This is a genomic window from Bacillus sp. FSL R5-0397 (genome assembly GCF_038593395.1).
Classification (GTDB): domain Bacteria; phylum Bacillota; class Bacilli; order Bacillales; family Bacillaceae; genus Bacillus; species Bacillus altitudinis.
Map to the genome: position 1 here is coordinate 2790763 of NZ_CP151992.1, position 19575 is coordinate 2810337.

21 protein-coding genes are annotated in these 19575 nt (G+C 41.1%); 10 read left to right on the top strand and 11 right to left on the bottom strand.

Annotated elements, in window-relative coordinates:
* Position 1 precedes the first annotated feature (1 nt).
* The 4 genes from NSQ70_RS14400 to NSQ70_RS14415 all read right to left on the bottom strand — a co-directional run bounded on the left by NSQ70_RS14400 (position 2) and on the right by NSQ70_RS14415 (position 4475).
* Complete coding sequence (locus NSQ70_RS14400) at positions 2 to 220, bottom strand: spore germination protein (RefSeq protein ID WP_327872260.1); 219 nt, start codon at positions 218 to 220, stop codon at positions 2 to 4.
* Between the two features lie 317 nt (positions 221 to 537).
* Positions 538 to 1893 carry a glucose-6-phosphate isomerase gene (locus tag NSQ70_RS14405; RefSeq protein ID WP_024719715.1) on the bottom strand — a complete coding sequence of 452 codons (1356 nt, stop codon included), beginning with the start codon at positions 1891 to 1893 and terminating at the stop codon, positions 538 to 540.
* Between the two features lie 126 nt (positions 1894 to 2019).
* The gene (locus NSQ70_RS14410; RefSeq protein ID WP_039169723.1) at positions 2020 to 3192 is read right to left on the bottom strand and encodes an iron-containing alcohol dehydrogenase; all 1173 of its coding nucleotides are present in this window, start codon (positions 3190 to 3192) and stop codon (positions 2020 to 2022) included.
* Between the two features lie 119 nt (positions 3193 to 3311).
* The gene (locus NSQ70_RS14415; RefSeq protein WP_008345790.1) at positions 3312 to 4475 is read right to left on the bottom strand and encodes an iron-containing alcohol dehydrogenase; all 1164 of its coding nucleotides are present in this window, start codon (positions 4473 to 4475) and stop codon (positions 3312 to 3314) included.
* Positions 4476 to 4619: 144 nt separating this feature from the next.
* On the opposite strand from NSQ70_RS14415, the gene NSQ70_RS14420 reads away from it, so the two are divergent.
* Complete coding sequence (locus NSQ70_RS14420) at positions 4620 to 4856, top strand: DUF378 domain-containing protein (RefSeq protein ID WP_008345792.1); 237 nt, start codon at positions 4620 to 4622, stop codon at positions 4854 to 4856.
* Between the two features lie 67 nt (positions 4857 to 4923).
* Here the strand turns inward: NSQ70_RS14420 and yugI are convergent, their stop codons facing one another.
* From yugI to NSQ70_RS14435, 3 genes are all read right to left on the bottom strand, one after another.
* Positions 4924 to 5316, bottom strand: a complete 393-nt coding sequence (gene yugI, locus NSQ70_RS14425) for a S1 domain-containing post-transcriptional regulator GSP13 (RefSeq protein WP_024719717.1) — start codon at positions 5314 to 5316, stop codon at positions 4924 to 4926.
* 198 nt (positions 5317 to 5514) lie between these two features.
* Positions 5515 to 6708: an aminotransferase gene (locus NSQ70_RS14430; protein WP_039169726.1), complete on the bottom strand. Its 1194-nt coding sequence runs from the start codon at positions 6706 to 6708 to the stop codon at positions 5515 to 5517.
* The gene (locus NSQ70_RS14435) at positions 6709 to 7209 is read right to left on the bottom strand and encodes an Lrp/AsnC family transcriptional regulator (RefSeq protein WP_007500517.1); all 501 of its coding nucleotides are present in this window, start codon (positions 7207 to 7209) and stop codon (positions 6709 to 6711) included.
* 178 nt (positions 7210 to 7387) lie between these two features.
* Here NSQ70_RS14435 and NSQ70_RS14440 point away from each other — a divergent pair, with 178 nt between their 5' ends.
* On the top strand, positions 7388 to 8212 hold the full coding sequence (locus NSQ70_RS14440; RefSeq protein ID WP_017358960.1) for an alpha/beta hydrolase: 825 nt from the start codon (positions 7388 to 7390) through the stop codon (positions 8210 to 8212).
* Here NSQ70_RS14440 and NSQ70_RS14445 read toward each other — a convergent pair.
* Positions 8209 to 8469 carry a YugE family protein gene (locus NSQ70_RS14445; protein WP_045034535.1) on the bottom strand — a complete coding sequence of 87 codons (261 nt, stop codon included), beginning with the start codon at positions 8467 to 8469 and terminating at the stop codon, positions 8209 to 8211. The two genes, NSQ70_RS14440 and NSQ70_RS14445, sit on opposite strands and share 4 nt — an antisense overlap.
* Positions 8470 to 8552: 83 nt before the next feature.
* Between NSQ70_RS14445 and NSQ70_RS14450 the strand changes: the two genes are divergently transcribed.
* On the top strand, positions 8553 to 9728 hold the full coding sequence (locus tag NSQ70_RS14450) for a MalY/PatB family protein (RefSeq protein WP_327872259.1): 1176 nt from the start codon (positions 8553 to 8555) through the stop codon (positions 9726 to 9728).
* Between the two features lie 133 nt (positions 9729 to 9861).
* The gene (locus NSQ70_RS14455; protein WP_008345807.1) at positions 9862 to 11154 is read left to right on the top strand and encodes a HAMP domain-containing sensor histidine kinase; all 1293 of its coding nucleotides are present in this window, start codon (positions 9862 to 9864) and stop codon (positions 11152 to 11154) included.
* Here NSQ70_RS14455 and NSQ70_RS14460 read toward each other — a convergent pair whose 3' ends face one another.
* Positions 11155 to 11331 (bottom strand): hypothetical protein, encoded by a 177-nt coding sequence (locus NSQ70_RS14460; protein ID WP_008345810.1) that lies wholly within the window; start codon positions 11329 to 11331, stop codon positions 11155 to 11157.
* A gap of 93 nt (positions 11332 to 11424) precedes the next feature.
* Here NSQ70_RS14460 and NSQ70_RS14465 point away from each other — a divergent pair, with 93 nt between their 5' ends.
* A complete protein-coding gene (locus NSQ70_RS14465; RefSeq protein ID WP_047945340.1) occupies positions 11425 to 11817 on the top strand; it encodes a kinase-associated lipoprotein B in 393 nt (130 codons plus the stop codon).
* Here the strand turns inward: NSQ70_RS14465 and kapD are convergent.
* A complete protein-coding gene (kapD, locus tag NSQ70_RS14470; RefSeq protein WP_025207898.1) occupies positions 11814 to 12431 on the bottom strand; it encodes a 3'-5' exonuclease KapD in 618 nt (205 codons plus the stop codon). The genes NSQ70_RS14465 and kapD overlap by 4 nt on opposite strands.
* Before the next feature lie 218 nt (positions 12432 to 12649).
* On the opposite strand from kapD, the gene NSQ70_RS14475 reads away from it, so the two are divergent.
* The 3 genes from NSQ70_RS14475 (at position 12650) to NSQ70_RS14485 (ending at position 16267) form a co-directional block, all read left to right on the top strand.
* Positions 12650 to 13828, top strand: coding sequence for an MFS transporter (locus NSQ70_RS14475; protein ID WP_327872280.1), 1179 nt, complete (start codon positions 12650 to 12652; stop codon positions 13826 to 13828).
* A gap of 108 nt (positions 13829 to 13936) precedes the next feature.
* Positions 13937 to 15838 (top strand): transglycosylase domain-containing protein, encoded by a 1902-nt coding sequence (locus NSQ70_RS14480; RefSeq protein ID WP_249855610.1) that lies wholly within the window; start codon positions 13937 to 13939, stop codon positions 15836 to 15838.
* Positions 15839 to 15856: 18 nt separating this feature from the next.
* Positions 15857 to 16267, top strand: coding sequence for a thiol-disulfide oxidoreductase DCC family protein (locus tag NSQ70_RS14485; protein ID WP_017358953.1), 411 nt, complete (start codon positions 15857 to 15859; stop codon positions 16265 to 16267).
* A gap of 43 nt (positions 16268 to 16310) precedes the next feature.
* On the opposite strand, the gene NSQ70_RS14490 is transcribed toward NSQ70_RS14485, so the two are convergent.
* On the bottom strand, positions 16311 to 16868 hold the full coding sequence (locus tag NSQ70_RS14490) for a YufK family protein (RefSeq protein ID WP_017367952.1): 558 nt from the start codon (positions 16866 to 16868) through the stop codon (positions 16311 to 16313).
* A gap of 185 nt (positions 16869 to 17053) precedes the next feature.
* Here NSQ70_RS14490 and malK point away from each other — a divergent pair, with 185 nt between their 5' ends.
* A complete protein-coding gene (malK, locus tag NSQ70_RS14495; protein ID WP_058336863.1) occupies positions 17054 to 18655 on the top strand; it encodes a malate sensor histidine kinase MalK in 1602 nt (533 codons plus the stop codon).
* Positions 18648 to 19355 (top strand): response regulator, encoded by a 708-nt coding sequence (locus NSQ70_RS14500; RefSeq protein WP_327872258.1) that lies wholly within the window; start codon positions 18648 to 18650, stop codon positions 19353 to 19355. Before malK ends, NSQ70_RS14500 begins: the two co-directional genes overlap by 8 nt.
* Positions 19356 to 19575 lie beyond the last annotated feature (220 nt).

Here is a 19575-nt window from a genome sequence, read left to right on the forward strand (position 1 = left end):
GTTAAAGAGAGGAATTCATACATTTGCCTTTCGTGATTTGCACATTGTTTGTAAAAGCAGCATCAAATAAGCTTTGGCTGGATGATGCATTTGTCTCGTTCGCACTGCCCGCTCCTGATGTTTCTTTCGTAGCACTCATTGGACAAATTTGTCCAACATTCCCAAAGTTAACGATGGCCTGCCCGGAAATGTCATGGATATAAATATGATTTGTTCTCATCGCTTCATCAACCTCCTCCATTGATTATTCTATGTACAGAGCTTAGGGAGGCTTGCACTGACACCATGAGAACATAAAAAAAGGCACACCTTATGAAAAGATGTGCCTTAGCGTGTAGACAAACCCTCGCATTCGTTGTCAGTCCTGCGCACTGGTGCTCACGAATGTCCAATTCGCTCCGCTCCAGTACTCGTCCTTCCTAGACTTCAAAGGTTTTCTATCACGCTAAAAAGAAGACAAAGGGCTAAAATACAGTTCATTTTAGCCCTTTGTCAACAATCTGGGGCACACCTTATGAAAAGATGTGCCTTTTATTCTTATGATTGTTTGAGACGGCTCTCAAGTTCTGCCTTTTTCTCTTCGAAGCCCGGTTTTCCTAATAAAGCAAACATGTTCACTTTATACGCTTCTACTCCAGGCTGGTCGAATGGATTGACGCCTAGTAAATACCCAGACATCGCACATGCTTTTTCAAAGAAGTACACGAGATATCCGAATGTATAAGCATCCATTTCAGGAATTGTCACAATCAGGTTCGGTACTTTTCCATCCGTATGAGCAAGCATTGTGCCTTCAAATGCTTTTTTATTGACGAAATCAACCGTTTTTCCTGCAAGATAGTTTAACCCATCAAGGTCTTGTTCTTCTGCTTCGATGACAAGTTCATGTCGTGGCTTGTCTACATTCACGATGGTTTCAAACAAGTCTCTTCTTCCTTCTTGTACATATTGACCAAGTGAATGAAGATCCGTTGAGAAGTTCGCAGATGAAGGATAGATTCCTTTTTCATCTTTCCCTTCACTTTCGCCGAATAACTGCTTCCACCACTCCGCAAAGTACTGTAAGCCTGGCTCATAGTTAATCAGCATTTCAATTGTCCGTCCTTTATTGTAAAGAACATTACGGACAACCGCATATTGATAAGCCGCATTTTCTGAGAGCTCAGATGATGCGAAGTCTTCACTTGCTTTCGCAGCACCTTCCATCATTTGATCAATGTCTGCACCGCTTACAGCGATTGGCAATAGACCAACTGCTGTTAAAACGGAATAGCGTCCGCCGACGTCATCAGGGATGATAAATGATTCATAGCCTTCTTCAGTTGCTAATGTTTTGAGTGCCCCGCGTGCCTTGTCAGTTGTCGCATAGATGCGTTTTTTCGCTTCTTCAGCACCATATTTTTCGATAAGGAGCTTTTTAAAGATACGGAACGCAATGGCTGGCTCTGTAGTTGTACCAGATTTTGAAATCACGTTAATGGAGAAATCGGCATCTTCTAGCAGATCCATTACATCTGTTAAATAAGAAGAACTGATGTTGTTTCCAATAAAGATGATTTGCGGTGTTTTGCGTTTGCCTTTTGGCAAACTATTATAGAAAGAATGGTTTAAAAACTCAATGGCCGCACGTGCACCAAGATAAGAACCACCAATTCCAACAACGAGTAATACATCAGAATCAGATTTAATCTTTTCTGCACTTTTTTTAATGCGGGCAAATTCTTCGCGATCATATTGCTTCGGTAAGTCAACCCAGCCTAAATAATCACTGCCAGTACCCGTTTGTTCATGAATATTATGATGGGCCACCTTCACAAAATCTTTTAAATATGTAAGCTCATGTTCTTGAAAGAAAGGTAACGCTTTCGAGTAGTCAAATTGAATATGTGTCATCGCTTGTAAGCCCTCCATTACGTTAGTTCTGTCCCTTTCACTTTAGCGGAACTAGCTATTGAAATCAAGTGATCGTCATTGGTGCAGCAAAAAGCCGCTCCTCATGAAGAGAAGCGGCCATCCAAATTATAGAGAAGCTTTCAAAATCGCTAAAATGTCATCACGGCCAAGTTTCATAAAGTTACCAAAACCACCATATTCCATTTCTTTTGCTGCGATGTCAGCAATTTTGTCCAGTTGATCTTCACCAATATCATAATCCGCTAAACGGCTCGGTGCACCTAGGCTTGTCCAGAAGGCTGACAGCTTGTCGATTCCTTCTAATGCGATGTCACGATCCGATTTTCCTTCTGTCTCAATGTCAAACATGTTCAACATGAGGTTTTTAAAACGTTCGACATTATGATCAAGTGTATGACGCATCCAGTTTGGGAAGAGGATCGCAAGTCCACCTGCATGCGGAATGTCATAGACTGCTGATACTGCATGCTCAATCGTATGTGATGCCCAGTCGCCAAAATAGCCCATTTGCAGCGTGCCATTTAAAGCAATTGTTCCTGCATAAAGGATGGTTTCACGGTGCTCATAGTTTTGTAAGTCTTCAAGTAGCTTTGGTGCTGTCTCAATGACTGTTTGAAGAACAGCAAAACACATCCGATCTTGTAGAGGCGTGTTTTTGACATTATGGAAGTATTGTTCAAATACATGGCTCATCATATCAACCATGCCATACACCGTTTGATTCTCTGGCACAGAATATGTGTGCTCAGGATCTAATATTGAAAAAGCAGGGTGCGTGACTGAACTGCCCCACACGTACTTTTCATTTGTTTCCCAGTTCGTGATCACAGAATCCGGGTTCATTTCTGAGCCTGTCGCTGCAAGTGTCAATACTGTGCCAAATGGCAGTGCTTTTTGAGCGGTCGTTTTCTTTGAAATAATATCCCATACATCCCCGTCATATTCTGCTCCAGCTGCAATGGCTTTTGTACAGTCGATGACACTTCCCCCACCAACTGCTAATAAGAAATCAATGTTCTCATTTTGGCAAATGTCGATCCCTTTTTGCACTGTAGTGAGACGAGGGTTCGGTTCAACTCCTGACAGTTCAAATACGTCAGCCTCTGCTTCATTTAAAGCGCTGATAACCTTATCATAAAGACCATTTTTCTTAATACTGCCTCCACCATATACAAGAAGCACTCGCTTTCCATAACGAGCGAGTTCGCTTTTTAGTCCGTCTAGTTGTCCTTTTCCAAACATCAACTTCGTTGGATTATAGTAAATAAAGTTTTCCATCTGTTCTACATCTCCTTAAAACATTTATATCCAAAAACATGAAAGACTACTGTAACATATGTACATGCAGAACTCAAAAAAGATAACTGCTTAAAAGCAGCTATCTTTTCCATGTTCGATTATAAAGAAGCGTTTAAAATAGCTAGCACATCTTCTTTGTTCAGCTTTTTAAATTGGCCAAATTCACCACGTGCCATTGCACGGTCTGCAATCAGATCAATTTTCTCATCGTTGATGTCATAGTCAGCTAAACGGTTTGGTGCGCCTAGACTTGTCCAGAAAGCAGAAAGTTTTTCGATTCCTTCTAAGCCAACTTCTTCGTCTGTTTTGCCTGCAGGATCTACATCGAATACACGCACTGCTAATTGCTTGAAGCGACCTGGGTTTTCTTGAATGACATGCTTCATCCAGTTCGGGAACAAGATCGCAAGTCCGCCTGCATGAGGGATGTCATACACCGCGGATACCGCATGCTCAATATTGTGAGATGCCCAGTCTCCGCGTGCGCCCATTGAAAGCATTCCATTCAGTGCAATGGTGCCTGTGAATAAAATCGTTTCACGAAGCTCATAGTTTTCCAAATCATTGATCAGCTTCGGTGCTGTTTCAATGACCGTACGAAGAAGTCCTTCACACATACGATCTTGGTAAGGTGTATTCTCCGTGTGATGGAAATATTGTTCAAATACGTGAGACATCATGTCGACCATGCCATAAATCGTATGGTTTTTTGGCACAGTAAATGTATTGACTGGGTCAAGAATAGAGAATTTAGGGAAGACAGCTGGACTGCCCCATCCGTATTTCTCATTTGTTTCCCAGTTTGTGATGACGGAGCCAGAGTTCATTTCAGAACCTGTCGCGGCAAGTGTTAATACTGTACCAAATGGGATGGCTTCCATTGGGACATGCTTACGAGTGACGATATCCCAAGCATCTCCATCGTATTTCGCACCAGCTGCGATCGCTTTTGTTGCGTCAATGACACTACCGCCGCCGACTGCCAATATAAAGTCAATTTGGTTCTCTTTGCAAAGCTCAACCCCTTTTCTAACCGTTGTTAAGCGCGGGTTGGGCTCAACACCAGCAAGCTCAGTAATTGTAGCTCCTGATTCTTTTAAGATGCTGACAACTTGGTCATAAAGGCCATTTCGTTTAATGCTGCCTCCACCATATACAAGCAATACGTTTTTTCCGTAGTGTTTTAGTTCATCTGAAAGGGCTGATACTTCTCCCTTTCCAAAAATTAATTTCGTTGGGTTCCAATAAGTAAATCGATCCATGTGATCTCCTCCTCGCGCTACATTATGCGCTTCTTTCATTCCAAAAGTAAAGTAATTTGCTTTCATCCATTTTCTTACGCATAGTTTGGCTAAAAATCTGCAAAATATAAATGTATTGATACTGTAGCGAAAGGAGGAATCACGATGAGTGCTATTCAGCGTATTGCCCTCGTGCTCACGATTATCGGTGCTATTAACTGGGGACTAATCGGCTTTTTTCAATTTGACTTAGTAGCAGCGATCTTTGGCGGTCAAGGTGCTGCATTATCACGTATTATTTATGGTCTTGTTGGAATTGCAGGTCTTGTCAATCTTGGTCTGTTGTTCAAACCTAGTGAAGAAGCTGTCCGCCGTGACGAGCCAAATCCAGAGGTCCGCTAATGAAAAAGACATAAAAAAAAGACTGCCTATGAGGCAGCCTAAGGCACCGTTTGAAGCGGTGCTTTTTTTATTTCTTGATAAGGTCTTTACGGTTAGATTGCTCAATCCACTCTTCAAGTTTATCTTTCAGTGTATTGAAACCTTGTGGTGCAGCAGCTTCTTCTTTCGCTTGCTGTGGTCTTTGTTTCTTTGGTTTGCTTTCTTTTCTTTCTGGTGCATCTTGTGTCGCACGGATAGAAAGGCTGATTTTACCTGCATTTTCATCAACAGAAAGAACTTTTACTTGTACTTCGTCACCAATTGAAAGGTGCTCGTTGATGTCTTTTACAAAGCCATGTGTTACTTCAGAAATATGCACAAGTCCTTGAGTTTCTTCATCTAATGCAACAAACGCACCATACGCTTGTAATCCTGTTACTTTACCAGTGTAAACACTGCCTACTTCAAACTTTGTCGCCATGATAACAACTCCTAAATAAATGTTTTAATATTCGTTTATACGCAATTAAAAACTATATCACAGAACGCTCTTTTACGCAAAATATTTTTTAATTGGGTTTAGATCAGTTTAAAAGGGGGAATACCTGAAAACAAGAATGCTTTCTAGTATTCCCCCCTAATTTGAGAGGCATGAGTCCAGATGGATTGATGCCTTTTTTTATTTTAAGATAGCAGGTGCTTCTTCTTTCACTTGTCTATTCTGTAAAAAACGCTGGATTCTTGAAAGTGATTCCTGCAAGTGATCGAGTGACGACGCATATGAACAACGAATATGTCCTTCACCACTTGGACCGAATACATTTCCAGGGACAACCGCTACTTTCTCGCTAAGCAGCAGCTCCTCAGCAAATTGTTCTGAAGTCATGCCTGTGCTTTTAATGGACGGGAAAGCGTAAAACGCTCCGTTTGGCTGATGGCAAGTGAGTCCAAGTTCATTGAGAGAGCCGACAAACAAATTACGGCGCCTTCTGTAGCTTTTCTTCATTTTCTCCACATCTTCAAGTCCATTTTTTAATGCTTCTTCTGCGGCATATTGTGCCATAGCTGGTGCACACATCATAGAATATTGATGTATTTTCAGCATGGCATCACGGAGGACTGGCGGTGCTGCCACATAGCCTAAGCGCCAGCCCGTCATAGCGAATCCTTTTGAAAAACCTGAAATCAAAATCGTTCTTTCCTTCATATCTTGAATCGCCGCCACACTCGTAAAAGCTTCATCGTACGTCAGCTCTGCATAAATCTCATCTGTGATGATTAAAAGATCATGCTCCTTTGCAAACTGAGCAATATCTTCAAGCTCTTCTTTCGAGTAAACAGACCCTGTTGGGTTTGATGGAGAGCATAGCAAGATAGCTTTTGTTTTCGGCGTCAGCTTCGTACGAAGATCAGCAGAATCGGCTTTAAAATCTTTTTCAGCCGATGTACTTAAATAAACCGGTACACCGCCCGCAAGTGTCGTCAGAGCCCCATATGCGACGAAACAAGGCTCTGGGATGATTACTTCGTCCCCGTTGTTTAAAATGGCGCGAAAGGCCAAATCAAGCGCCTGGCTTCCGCCAACGGTAATAATGAGTTCTTCTTCAGGACTGTACTCAATGTGAAACCGCTTATATAAATAATGACTCAATTCTTTTCGCAAAGAGAGCAGCCCAGCATTTGCTGTATAAGAGGTCAGTCCTTGCTCTAAAGACATAATACTGGCTTCTCTCACATTCCAAGCTGTCACGAAATCCGGTTCGCCGACCCCGAGGGAGATAACCCCTTCCATTGTGGCTGCCAAATCAAAGAATTTCCGAATACCTGACGGCTGAATGCTTTGTACCGTTTCAGATAAATAAGACTTTTTCATTTAAGGAGACACCACGATTCTTTTGTCATCGTCCCCTGTTTCAAAGACTTTCCCATCATGCTTATATCTTTTCAAAATAAAGTGGGTAGTGGTTGAAACAACAGAATCAAGTGTCGATAATTTTTCAGATACGAAGCGGGCGATATCAGACATGGATCTTCCTCTGATCACAACAGATAAATCATACACGCCTGACATTAAATACACGGACTCCACTTCTTGGAACCTGTAAATGCGTTCAGCAATTTCATCAAAACCGACGCCTCTTTTTGGGGTCACTTTCACATCAATCATCGCTGTAACGCCTTCGTGTCCGTCTACTTTTCGCCAGTCAATCATGGTCGAATAATCAATAATGACTTTTTGATCTTCGAGCTTTTGAATAATGGCTTCTGCTTCTTCTGATGTCACACCTGCCATTTTTGCAATTGTATTTAAATCGGCGCGGCTGTTTTCATCTAAAATCTCTAATATTTCAGTTTCTTTTTCGGTTAGTTTCATTGATTTCACACCTCTGATTGTAAAAAGCTAGTTTTAAAAAATCTTCTGAACATTATAGCACGTTTTTCCCATTATGCTAAGCAGGGAAAAGATTCTAATCGTAGCTTAAAATCCACTTTTTAGGGTACAATACAGTCACCTAACAGAGAGTGAGTATCAAATATCGGAGTTGATGAGTGTGGACATTGTACAGCCATCCTATATGAAAAGTAAATTCGGTTTAGATATCTATTACGAACACTATCCAAATGAAGGTAAGAAGACATTGATTTTGATTCACGGCCTTTTCTCATCTACCTTCAGCTATCGAAAGCTCATCCCGCTTCTGAAACAAGACTTCAATTTAATTGCGATTGATCTGCCTCCATTCGGGCAGTCCGAAAAATCAAATACGTTCATTTACAGCTATCGCAACATGGCAAAAATCATCATTGAACTAGCTGGTTATTTGCAGATTCAGCATGCGATCCTCGTGGGGCATTCCATGGGGGGACAAATTGCTTTATATGCTGCCTCTGAGCGTCCCGACCTATTTGAAAAAGCCGTTCTTTTATGCAGTTCAGGGTATATGAATAAGTCCAAAAAGTCGCTTGTTTACAGCACATATATTCCTTATTTTTATCTCTATTTAAAAAGAAAGTTGTTCAAGCAAGGTATTATGAAAAATTTAACCGCTGTTGTGCATGATCATTCGATTATTGATCAAGAGATGGTGGACGGATATTTAAAGCCTTTTTCAGATGACCAAATTTTCAGAGGTATTTTTCGTTTGATTCGGCACAGGGAAGGCGATTTAGCGTCAGATGTCTTAAAGAAAATGGAGACACCTGTCCTGCTGATTTGGGGGGAGGAAGACCGGATCGTTCCTATTCAAATTGGCGAAAGACTGCACAAGGATCTGCCGCATTCAACCTTTCACGCATTAAAAAAAACCGGGCACCTCATCCCTGAGGAAAATCCGGTCTTTGTGTCTGATCAAATTGGTCATTTCAGCCTGTCTTAAAACGAGCAGGAGCTACCTTCTCTTATGACAAAAAGCTGATTTGCGATATGCTGACAGCTTTCCATCGGAAGAAGCTGATCAAATGAGTGATGGTAAATGGCTTGAATGTCTTTCGCGAAAGATAACGGGTCTTCTGCGTCGTATAAGGCACTGATGACGTCAGCAGGCTCCGTTTCGTAAAAGTCCTCTCCATACTGAAAAGGGTCCCATGCCTTAATGATTTGAATCATCTCTTCTACAGCTTGACTATCTTTCATGGGGATCACCGCTTATAATAAATTTTATGATGTTTATTTTAGCACAACCAAGAGTGGTTGAAAAACGGCTAGAGGTGGGTTTCATGAATTTCGACGAACAGATCATACGTAAAGGTTCAAAATCAGTCAAATGGGATCAAGCAGAGTCTTTGTTCCTGACAACAGATGCGCTGCCAATGTGGGTAGCAGATATGGATTTTAAAGCGCCCCAAGTCGTGCTTGATGCTTTAAAAGAACGATTAGATCACGGTGTATTCGGCTATGCATTTCAGGATCAGGAAACACAGCAAGCAGTAGCTGACTGGCTCAAAAGAAGACACGGTTGGACGATACAAACAGATGCCGTCACCTTCACACCAGGTATCGTGACAGCACTTAGTTTTGCGGTACAAGCCTTTACAGCTCCGAATGATGAAGTGGTCATTCAGTCACCGGTGTATACGCCCTTCTATCAAATGATTGAAAGAAATGGACGTATCGTCTCAACCAATCCTTTAAAAATAGAAAACAACCGTTACATGATGGATTTTGATGATTTAGAGAAAAAATTAAGCAGACCAGAAGCAAAGCTGATGTTTCTTTGTCATCCGCATAATCCTTCAGGGAGAGCTTGGTCAAAAGAGGAATTAAAGCGTGTAGGAGACCTATGTGTACAGTACGGTGTCACCGTCGTGTCAGATGAAATTCATTCGGATCTGATGCTTTACGGACAGCCGCATGTGCCTTTTGCCAGCCTTTCTGATGAGATAGCTAACATCACGGTAACGTGTATTGCACCGAGTAAAACATTTAATTTAGCTGGTCTTCAGGCATCTGCCATTATCATTTCTGATGAAGAAAAAAGAACCCTTTTCACCAATGAATTGCAAAGAAATGGATTGTCCAAACTGAATGCCTTTGCGATTCCTGCCATGGAGGCGGCCTATCGCCACGGAGATGAGTGGCTTGATTCACTTGTTCTTTATCTCGAAAATAATATGAAGATCGCAATGGATTATATTGATGAATACCTGCCGAGCATGCGTTATATGAAACCAGATGCTTCTTATCTATTATGGCTGGATATTCGTGATTATGAGCTCACTCAAGCAGAATTGAAACGTAATCTGCTGAAAAAGGGCAAGGTCATACTAGAGCTCGGAAACGTATATGGGCACGAAGGAGACGGCTTTATTCGAATGAATCTAGGCTGTCCTGCCGGAGCAGTAAAAGAAGGTATGAAGCGCCTTCATCAAGCATTCACTCTATCATCCGAATAAAACCATTTCTATCAAAAGAACATCCTAACGGGTGTTCTTTTTAAAGAAAAAAACCCTCCTATTATCATATCTACTTTGTACATGAAATGATATAATGAGAGGAATTACAATTATTTACGAGGAGAGCATTTAAATGGAAATGTTCAAGGATTTTCTGCTCCATGTATCTTTTATTCTATTTCCAATCTTTTTATATCATGCACTATGGCTAAGCCGGACCCCTGCTCATTTCCCTAAAACGAATAAACTGCTCATCACCATATTTGCATCCATTTCATCAGCACTATGTATTATGTATCCAGTTGGTTCGATTTTAGATTTGCAGACTGGGCTTCAATCGATTCCCCTTGTACTGGCTATTTTATACGGGGGATATACCGCCGGAATCGTTGCTATCTTAGTTAGTTCAACCGTAAAGTTCGTGATGTATGGCTCTTTTTTATGGGTTGGATTGATTGTTGTACCGATTTACTTTTTCATTCCTTTCCTGCTTTACCGGAAATGGCGCCAATATTCTAAGCAGAGAAAGCTGTTATACGGAGTCCTAATTGCGTTATCAAAAGGGATGTTTATTTACATTGGACTGCTTGTGGTCAGCTTAATTGAGTACAGCCCTGCATTCATTATGCAACAAAAGCTGCTCGAATTATTTTTCTCAACTCTTTACTACATATTCTTTCTTGTGCTGAGTATTTATTCCATTGAGTTTGTGAAAGAGAATGCGCAAATGAGAACACAGCTTGTCCAATCAGAGAAACTGACGATTGTGAGTGAACTTGCAGCAAGTGTCGCCCATGAAGTCCGCAATCCACTGACGGTGGTGAGAGGATTTATCCAACTGCTCTTTTCAAGTGACAATACGAAAGAGCCGTCAACCAATAAAGATTATAAAAATCTCGTTTTATCTGAACTTGACCGTGCGCAGGATATTATTACGAGCTATCTTGATATTGCGAAACAAAATTATTATCAAATTGAGTCTCTCAATTTATCTAAATTACTTGAAGAGTGTGCATCGCTGATGACATCCTATGCGAATTTTAAGTCGGTCACGATTCATCAATCGATTGAACCAGACTTATACATCCAAGGTGATGAAACGAAAATCAAACAAGTCATGATTAATTTAATCAAAAATGCAATCGAAGCAGCGCCCGAACACGAAGGTAAAATCGAACTATTTGCTTCAAAAGAAAATCATCGAATCTGCCTTTATTTCGTTGATAACGGTGTAGGCATGTCAGAAAGTCAAATGAAAAAGCTTGGTGAACCCTATTACACATTGAAAAATAAAGGAACAGGGCTTGGGTTGACAGTGACATTTTCCATCATTGAAAATCATCATGGAACCATTCGTTTCAAAAGCTCATTGCAGTCTGGTACAACAGTCACCGTGAAGTTTCCTGAAGATACAAGAAGAAAATGATCAATCCATTTTTTTTGTCCTTTTTTCATCGATCTGCTCCTGCTTCTTAGAAGCACGAACGATCAGACGAAAGCAAATAAATGCAGCAGCAAAGAAAAGCACCGTCGTGATTGCCGCAGGGATATACTCCCTTTTATCTTCAGGAAAATACAGTAGAAAGAATATGATGAACGACATGTTCCGCTCTTCCCCCTTTTGCTCGTTTACTTCACTATATTGGCTAAAAGAAAGGAAATACCTTCTTATGCGAAGGAAATGGAGGAATTTCATATGACAGACATTCAGATTGGACAAATCGTGAAAGGTTTTTACAAAACAGGTGTTTACATTGGGGAAGTGACAGCCGTTAAACCATCTACTTATCTCGTTCAAGTAAAAGCGGTTTTCACACACCCCACTCAAGGTGACCTGCATCATCCAAAAGAAGCGGACGTACCTTTTTTTCAGGAAAGACGGGCTTTGGCCTTTAGGGAACAGACGAACATCCCTCATCATATGGTCAAGCCTTATGATGGCGACATCCCTGATTATCAAGTATCACTGAAAGACGCCGTAGACAAATTGAAAAAAGGGCTCAGTGCGGATGATTCCAAGTGGGCTGAAAAATCAAGAGCGTGCCTCTCTTCTCTTGAAAAAGATTATTTTCCAGAAGACGCCCGCTAATCTGCCGAATCAAAAAAGTGAGAGAAGTCAATGAGTTCACCAATTTTGGTTGTTTGCGGATTTTCCACATAGGATCGATCTTTTTCAAAAAGGGTGAACAGCTGATAAGTGGTCATGGCATCATCGAGTGCTTTATGATGCTTACCAGCTCCTTCACTGCCGTACTCCTTAGCTGCTTTCCGAAGTCCTGTGAGTGTTCTATCCCCAAAAAAGGTTTTATATTCAAAAGCCAGATCCCTTTGATTCCCCTTAAAAGGAAAACCAATATGATTGAGCATACAGTTTTGCTTCAGTACCTTCATGTCCATATTTCCCCATGTGATAATCTCACAGTCTTCTCCCCCATCGAGTGACACGAGCTTCTCGATAAACGTCTCAAAAGAAATCCCGCTTTCTACATCCTGCTGCGTAATGCCAAGGAACGATTTACAGCGCTTTGTCAGCTTCGGGAACTTTTTCGGTTTGACATAGCTTGAGAATGTGTCTATGATCGTTTCATTTGATGCTTTGACGACACCGGCTTCAATGATTTCCGGGAAAAAATTTTGCGGATGATATTTCCCATCAGGCATCGTAAATTCAAAATCGACCACAAGCAGCGTCTTCTGTTCCATCAGTCTCACCCCACTTTCTCGTCTGTTTTCCATCCTGCTACTATTATATTAAGACGGACTTTGAAATCACTTCATTTTCGTGAAAATAATGCAGATTCACTATGCCCAACCTATTCATCAGATGAAAGATCGTTTATTTTCCTTTATAATTATTAAGGAACACGAAATAAATAAAGAAGGTGGTCTTTATCACAAACAGGAAGAAAAACTTGTACATCATGTGGTTTGTGAACTTTTTTGTATCTGCCAGCATTACAATGATCGTCCCTTTTTTATCACTTTACATAGAGTCTCTTGATAGCAGTTATTCGAATGAATTTGTTCAAAGATGGAGCGGCTATGTCTTTGGGGTTACGTTTTTAACAGCCTTTCTCATTTCTCCAATTTGGGGACGGATTGGTGACCGGCATGGCTATAAAAAGATTTTGCTCATTAACGGCATTGGGATTGCAACAAGCATTTTATTAATGGGGCTTGTTCAAACCGTTTATCAACTATTTGCGTTACGGCTTTTCATGGGGCTTGTGACAGGCTTTATTTCGACTTCGATGGCACTGATTTCTGCACAGACCGAAAAGGCAACAGCCGGTAAGACCCTTGGTACAATGCAGATGAGTAATGTCGCCGGAGGGTTATTCGGTCCATTAATGGGTGGATTTATGGCAGACAGTGTCGGATTCATTTATACATTTTTCTTAACAGCTGCTGTCATATATGTGTCAGCGATTGTCATTATCTTCGGTGTGAAAGAACAGCCGATCCGTTCAAAAGAAGCAAAACGGGTTTCTTACTCACGGAAGGACGTCCTTGTCCATATTTTCAAACAGCCTTTACTTGTCGTCACCATGCTTCTCACATTTATTACGCAAGTCGGGAACTTTAGTATTCAGCCGCTTTTAGCCTTGTACATTCATGATTTACACGGCCCAGTCAATCTTGCCTTTTATGCAGGTCTGGCGTTTTCTGCAACCGGGCTTGGCAATTTGCTGTTTACACGGAAATGGGGAGATCTTGGAGATCGTATTGGTCACGATAAAGTGCTGCTTGCCCTTCTCATCCTCTCCTCCATTTTATTCATCCCGCAAGCGATGGCAGATTCCTACGGGATGTTAGTCATCTTCCGTTTCTTATACGGGATGGCACTAGGCGGCATCATTCCTTGTACGACGGCCTATATTCGCATCAAAGCGCCTGCCTCTATGCAAGGGGAAGTGCTTGGTTACAATGTCAGCTTCCGCTTTCTTGGAAATGTCGTCGGACCCGTCATAGGCGGTATTGTGGCGAGTCATTACGGAATTCCAGCTGTCTTTTATGTTACCGCCGGCATTTTCCTTTTCGGGGCATTATTTTTATGGGTGGTCCGCTCACAATCAAAGTCAAAAGAGAGGAGTGTCTGATCCATCATCAGCTACTCTTTTCTTCTGTCTAAATGCCTTGTTTACTAGACTTCACGTCTATTCTTTTCTAAAAATAACCTTCTCGTAATCGCAAAAGAATGGTACGATATGGCTAGAAATCCGAAGAAAGTGAGTGACCTCATGTTTCGTGCAATCATTGGATGGTTATTACTTGTTGCCCTCATTCCATTATTTGTTCTGACTTTTTATCTATCAAAGGAAGAAGCCGCAAGTGTAAAACCTGTTAACGAAGTGCTTGATCAAAAAATCAAGCTGGAAAAGGTAGACTTTTCCCAAAACAGTTATATGTATGATCGAGATGGTTCTCTTATCTCTGAGATCGTATCAAACGATGAGAACCGTGTTTTCGTGAAGTACGATAAAATTCCTGATTCCGTCAAGGAGCTGTTCCTCCGATCAGAGGACCGCAACTTTTATGACCATAAAGGCATTGACTTTATGGGCGTGATTCGTGCCCTTGCCGCAAATGTGAAAAACCATGGCATTAGCCAAGGCGCTAGCACCATCACACAACAGTTATCCCGTAATTTATATTTAAGTCATGAACGTTCATTCAGCCGAAAGTTTACAGAACTGCTCTATTCCTATGAGCTCGAGCGAAAATTTACAAAAGAGGAAATTCTCGAAAGCTATTTAAATACGATTTATTTCAGTAACGGGGTTTACGGTGTCGGTTCTGCGGCTAATTACTATTTTGATAAGCCGCTTAGTTCTTTGACGCTTGCACAGATGGCATTTATTTCTGCGATTCCTAACAACCCTACGCTGTATGACCCATTGAAACAATTCAAACATACAAAGAAACGCCAGGAACGGCTGCTTGGTATTTTAGAAAAAGATGGTGTCATTACTAAGAAGCAATACAAAAAAGCAGTGAAAGAAAAAATCAGCTTGTCCTTAAGTGAAAAGAAAAACCTTTACCCTGACTATGTGACATACGCCAATGAAGAATTTACCGATCTGGTGTCTGATCAGGAAGGCTTTACAAAACGATTGAAAAAAGCCAAAACAACTGGCGCAAAAAAGGCGATTCAAAAAGAATTATCAGAAAAGGTTAGTGCATTGCTTCAAGATGGTGTGAAGATTTATACAGCACTAGACCCTTCCTTACAGCAAAGAGCGGTCTATCAGCTCAATGCACAATTGCCTTATCAAGGTGTGGAAGGCGGTTCAGCAGTCATTAACCACCAAACCCATCAAATCGTCGCACTTGCTGGCGGGAAGAATTATAAAAAGTTTGATTTCAACTACGCCTATCAAGCGCAAAGACAACCAGGTTCCGCCATTAAGCCGCTGTTAGATTATGGCCCTTATATTGATCAAACCGGTGCCACGGCATCAAGCAAAATCAGTGCCGGCAAGTTTTGCAGTAGCGGATACTGCCCGCAAAACTATAATCATAAGACGTATGGAACTGTAACACTTGAAACAGCCTTTAAGAACTCTTACAATACACCAGCGATTCGTATGCTTGATACAGTCGGTGTCAAAAAAGGCTTCAGCTATTTAGAAAAGTTTTCATTCGAACATATTGTCGCAGATGATTACCGCCTCCCTTCTGCACTTGGAGGATTTACAAAAGGCTTCTCGCCGCTAGAAATAACCGATGCATATACCGTGTTTGGCAATCAAGGTGCCTATACGCGAAATCACTCCATTACAAAGGTCACAGACTTAAACGGCAAAACCCTTTACAAGTGGAAAGAGTCGCCGAAGCAAATCTATTCTCAGCGTACAAATGAAACAATGCGCAAGCTGCTTGCCTCTGTTGTGAAAAGTGGAACAGGGAAAAAGGCGAATTTCAATTCTCCTTACATTGGGGGAAAAACAGGCACATCCAATGACTACAAAGACATTTGGTTTGTTGGCCTGACAGATCAATACACAATGGGTGTATGGGTAGGAAGAGATAGAGGAACCGTTGAATCTATTTATAGTTCAAGTCCGCACTTACGTATTTGGAAACAAACTATGCAATACGCTAGATAAACAGGAGGTTTGATTGCGATGCATTCAACACAACCCTCTCACTTCATTTTATTTGACGGTGTCTGCAACGTGTGCAGTGGTGCTGTTCAGTTTATCATCAAGCGCGACCCGAATGAGCGGATGATGTTTGCTTCTTTACAATCAGATACAGGGCAGCGTATTTTAAAAGAAAACGGCTTGCCTTTAGATGAGTTCAATTCATTCATTTATATTGAAAATGGGACCCTTTATATGAAGTCAACAGGCATCTTAAAAGCCGCGCGGCATTTAAAAGGGATATACAGATGGAGCTATTTACTCCTCGCGATCCCTCGTCCAATTCGTGACTGGTTTTATCAGCTCATTGCAAAGAATCGCTACAAATGGTTTGGTCAAAAAACATCCTGTATGATGCCTACACCTGATATTCAGAAGCGGTTTCTTCCATAAAAAAAGCATCCTCCATCATCGGAGGATGCTTTCTTTCGTCTGATTAAGCTGGCAGACTCGCCATCACACTGTTATAAAGCTTAATAAATAAGTACAAAATGCCGATCAAAAACGTGGCCCAAAACAGCAGATTAAACATCATAAACCCAATTAAATTCAGCATGGAAAGTGATTGATAAATGCGTACCACAACCCAGATAAAATAGACGAGACTTGCTAAAACAAAAAGCCCAACAAGCAAAATGAGCTGCTGCGTCAATAGAAATGCAAGTAAGCTGGCAAACAAATAGACAACCGATGCAATCCGAATTTTCTTTAAGTTCTCCCCTTCAGGGTCCTTTGCAAAAAAGAGCAGTGCCAACTCTAACACCGTATCTGCAATGAGTTTTAAAGCAGATAAAATCATAAAATAAACAAGTGCAAATGCGGCAAATAAAGCAAGACGAATGCCCTGTTCAGAGAAAAATTCCAGCATTCCTTTTAAAATCCCTGCTTGGGTCAAGAAGTCAGTCGTGATACCTACTGTAAAAATAGAAAAGGCAGAGCTGAATAGCAAAATTGAAATCAGCGGAAAATATCCAGTCAAATATGTATTTTTCATAAATAGATCCTTTCTCATAAGCTCATTTTTATTATGGCTCACTTAAAACGGATTGACAAGATGCTTTCCAAGTAAACTGGAATCTAAATCAAATTTGTGATTTTGCACGTACATTCCTTCACAAACTTACATTTTCCCGTTAAAGTATTACTATTACGAAAAAATTGCGCGTTAGGGGTATACTCGTGAAAAAAACTTTAAGACTGCAAACACGGCTGACGATCTTTGTCTGTATTGTTGTCCTGATCTCCCTCTGTATCACATTCTTTACGATCTGGTCAGAAACAGCCAAAAATATTCATCAGCAGGAACGTGATATCGCCCTCTCCACTGCCAAAATGGTGGCAGAGGCTCCGATCACAGCAAAATCATTGGAAAAAGATCAATCATATACAGCACTGCGAAAATATACAACAAGTGTTCAGCGTATTACCAAAACCGAATTCGTTGTCGTCATGGATATGAACGGTATCCGCAAAACACATCCGAATCCACAAAAGATTGGGAAGCGGTTTGCTGGCGGTGATGAAAAACCGGCATTACAGGGTAAAGAACATATTAGTACCGCATCTGGAACACTTGGCAAGTCCATGCGTGCCTTTGTTCCTGTTTATAACCAAGATGGCAAGCAGCTCGGGGCTGTGGCAGTTGGTATTACATTAAAGGAAATTGATTTAATTATTCATCAAAGCCTGCTCCCGCTCTACTTTGTCACATCGCTAAGCCTTTTATCTGGCATTATCGGTGCACTCATTGTGGCACGTAAAGTAAAGAAGATTATGTTTGGACTAGAGCCAGATGAAATTGCCACATTATTAAAAGAACGAAGCGCTATGCTAGAATCAACAAAAGAAGGCATTCTTGCCGTCGATCAGCACGGTAAAATCAAGCTGGCAAATGCAGAAGCTAAACGTCTTTTTCATAATATGGGCATTATGGTTGACCCTAGAGAACAAGATGTACAGGCCCTTCTTCCTTCAAGCGGCTTAAAGCAAGTAATCGAAACACGGAAACCGCTGCTTGATCGTGATGTCAGAATGAACGGACTGGAGCTGGTCTTTAATGAGGTGCCGATTACGGTAAAAGGGGAAATTGTCGGAGCGATCGCAACCTTCCGTGACAAAACAGAAGTCAAACACCTGGCTGAGCAGCTGAGCGGGGTGAAGATGTATGCCAATGCACTTCGTGCCCAGTCACACGAATTTATGAACAAGCTTCATGTCATTTTAGGATTGGTCCAGCTAAAGAACTATGATGACCTTGGCACCTATATTAAAGATATTGCGATTTATCAGCAGACAGAAACAAATGAAATCATCAACCATGTGAAAAACTCAGTCTTAGCCGGGTTTTTACTAGGAAAACAAAGCTACATCAGAGAACAAGGCGCATCTTTAGAAGTCAATTGCAGTACACAGGTACCAAACTCGGAGGACCCAGCCGTCACACATGACCTTATTACGGTCATCGGTAATCTGTTAAATAACGCACTCGATGCCGTTTCCCATACAGAGAACAAAAATATCTCCATCTCATTCAGATATGTCCAAGAGCAGCTTCATATTGAAATTACAGACACAGGGGTCGGTCTGACAAAAGAAGAACAGGACATTATGTTTGATCAAGGCTTTTCAACAAAAGGAGAAGACAGAGGATTTGGCCTTTATTTTGTTGACCAAAGCATCAAAAAACTGAACGGACATATGATCGTCACAAGCGAAAAAGGAGAAGGAACGACCTTTAGTCTCCGTATTCCATATAAACAAAAGGAGGATTCACATGATTAATGTGTTGATCGTAGAAGATGACCCAATGGTCGGGGAGCTGAATAAACGCTACTTGACCCAAATAGAAGGATTTGAATTAAAAGGGATTGCCACCTCATTTCAGAAGGCACTAGACATCTTAAAATCAGAAATCATTCACCTTGTATTGCTTGATATTTATATGCCTGGACAAAATGGGCTCGCCCTATTATCAGAAATTCGTGAGAAAAATCATTCCGTTGACGTCATCGTCATTTCAGCTGCAAATGAAGTGGATGTCGTACAGCAAACGATGCGAAACGGAGCTGTCGACTATTTAATCAAACCTTTTGAGTTTGAACGCTTCCAATCAGCACTGACAGAATATAAAAGAAAACATGCCCTATACCAAACGATGAATAGCATCTCTCAAAATGATTTAGACGCGAAGCTTTTTCATAAAAAAGCAGAGGCGGAAAAAGTCCTGCTGCCAAAAGGCCTGACGAAGAGCACACTCAAACTCATCTGGACAAGCATTCAATCATTCGGTCAGCAGGCTTTCACGACCGAAGACCTAGCCAATCATACTGAAATCTCCCAAGTTTCAATTAGAAAATACTTGAAATTTCTTGAGGATATCGAAGTGGTTGATGTGGAGATGGCATACGGGACAATCGGCCGCCCTGTTTTCCAATATAAACTGAATACAAGCAACATGAATTTGATTCAGCAATATCTTTAATTTGACACATCTGACCTTTCACAAAGGCCAGATGTTTTTTTATGGCATACGATGTCACAAACCCCTTGATATCAGTGGTTCCACTGTAGTAGAGCACATCATAAAAGCGGCATTATATCATATTTCAGCACATAAAAAGACATCGAATTTAGCCTTTTAACATTTTTTTAAAAATAAAACAAATTTCTATTTATTTATTCGATGGGAAATGATAAATTAT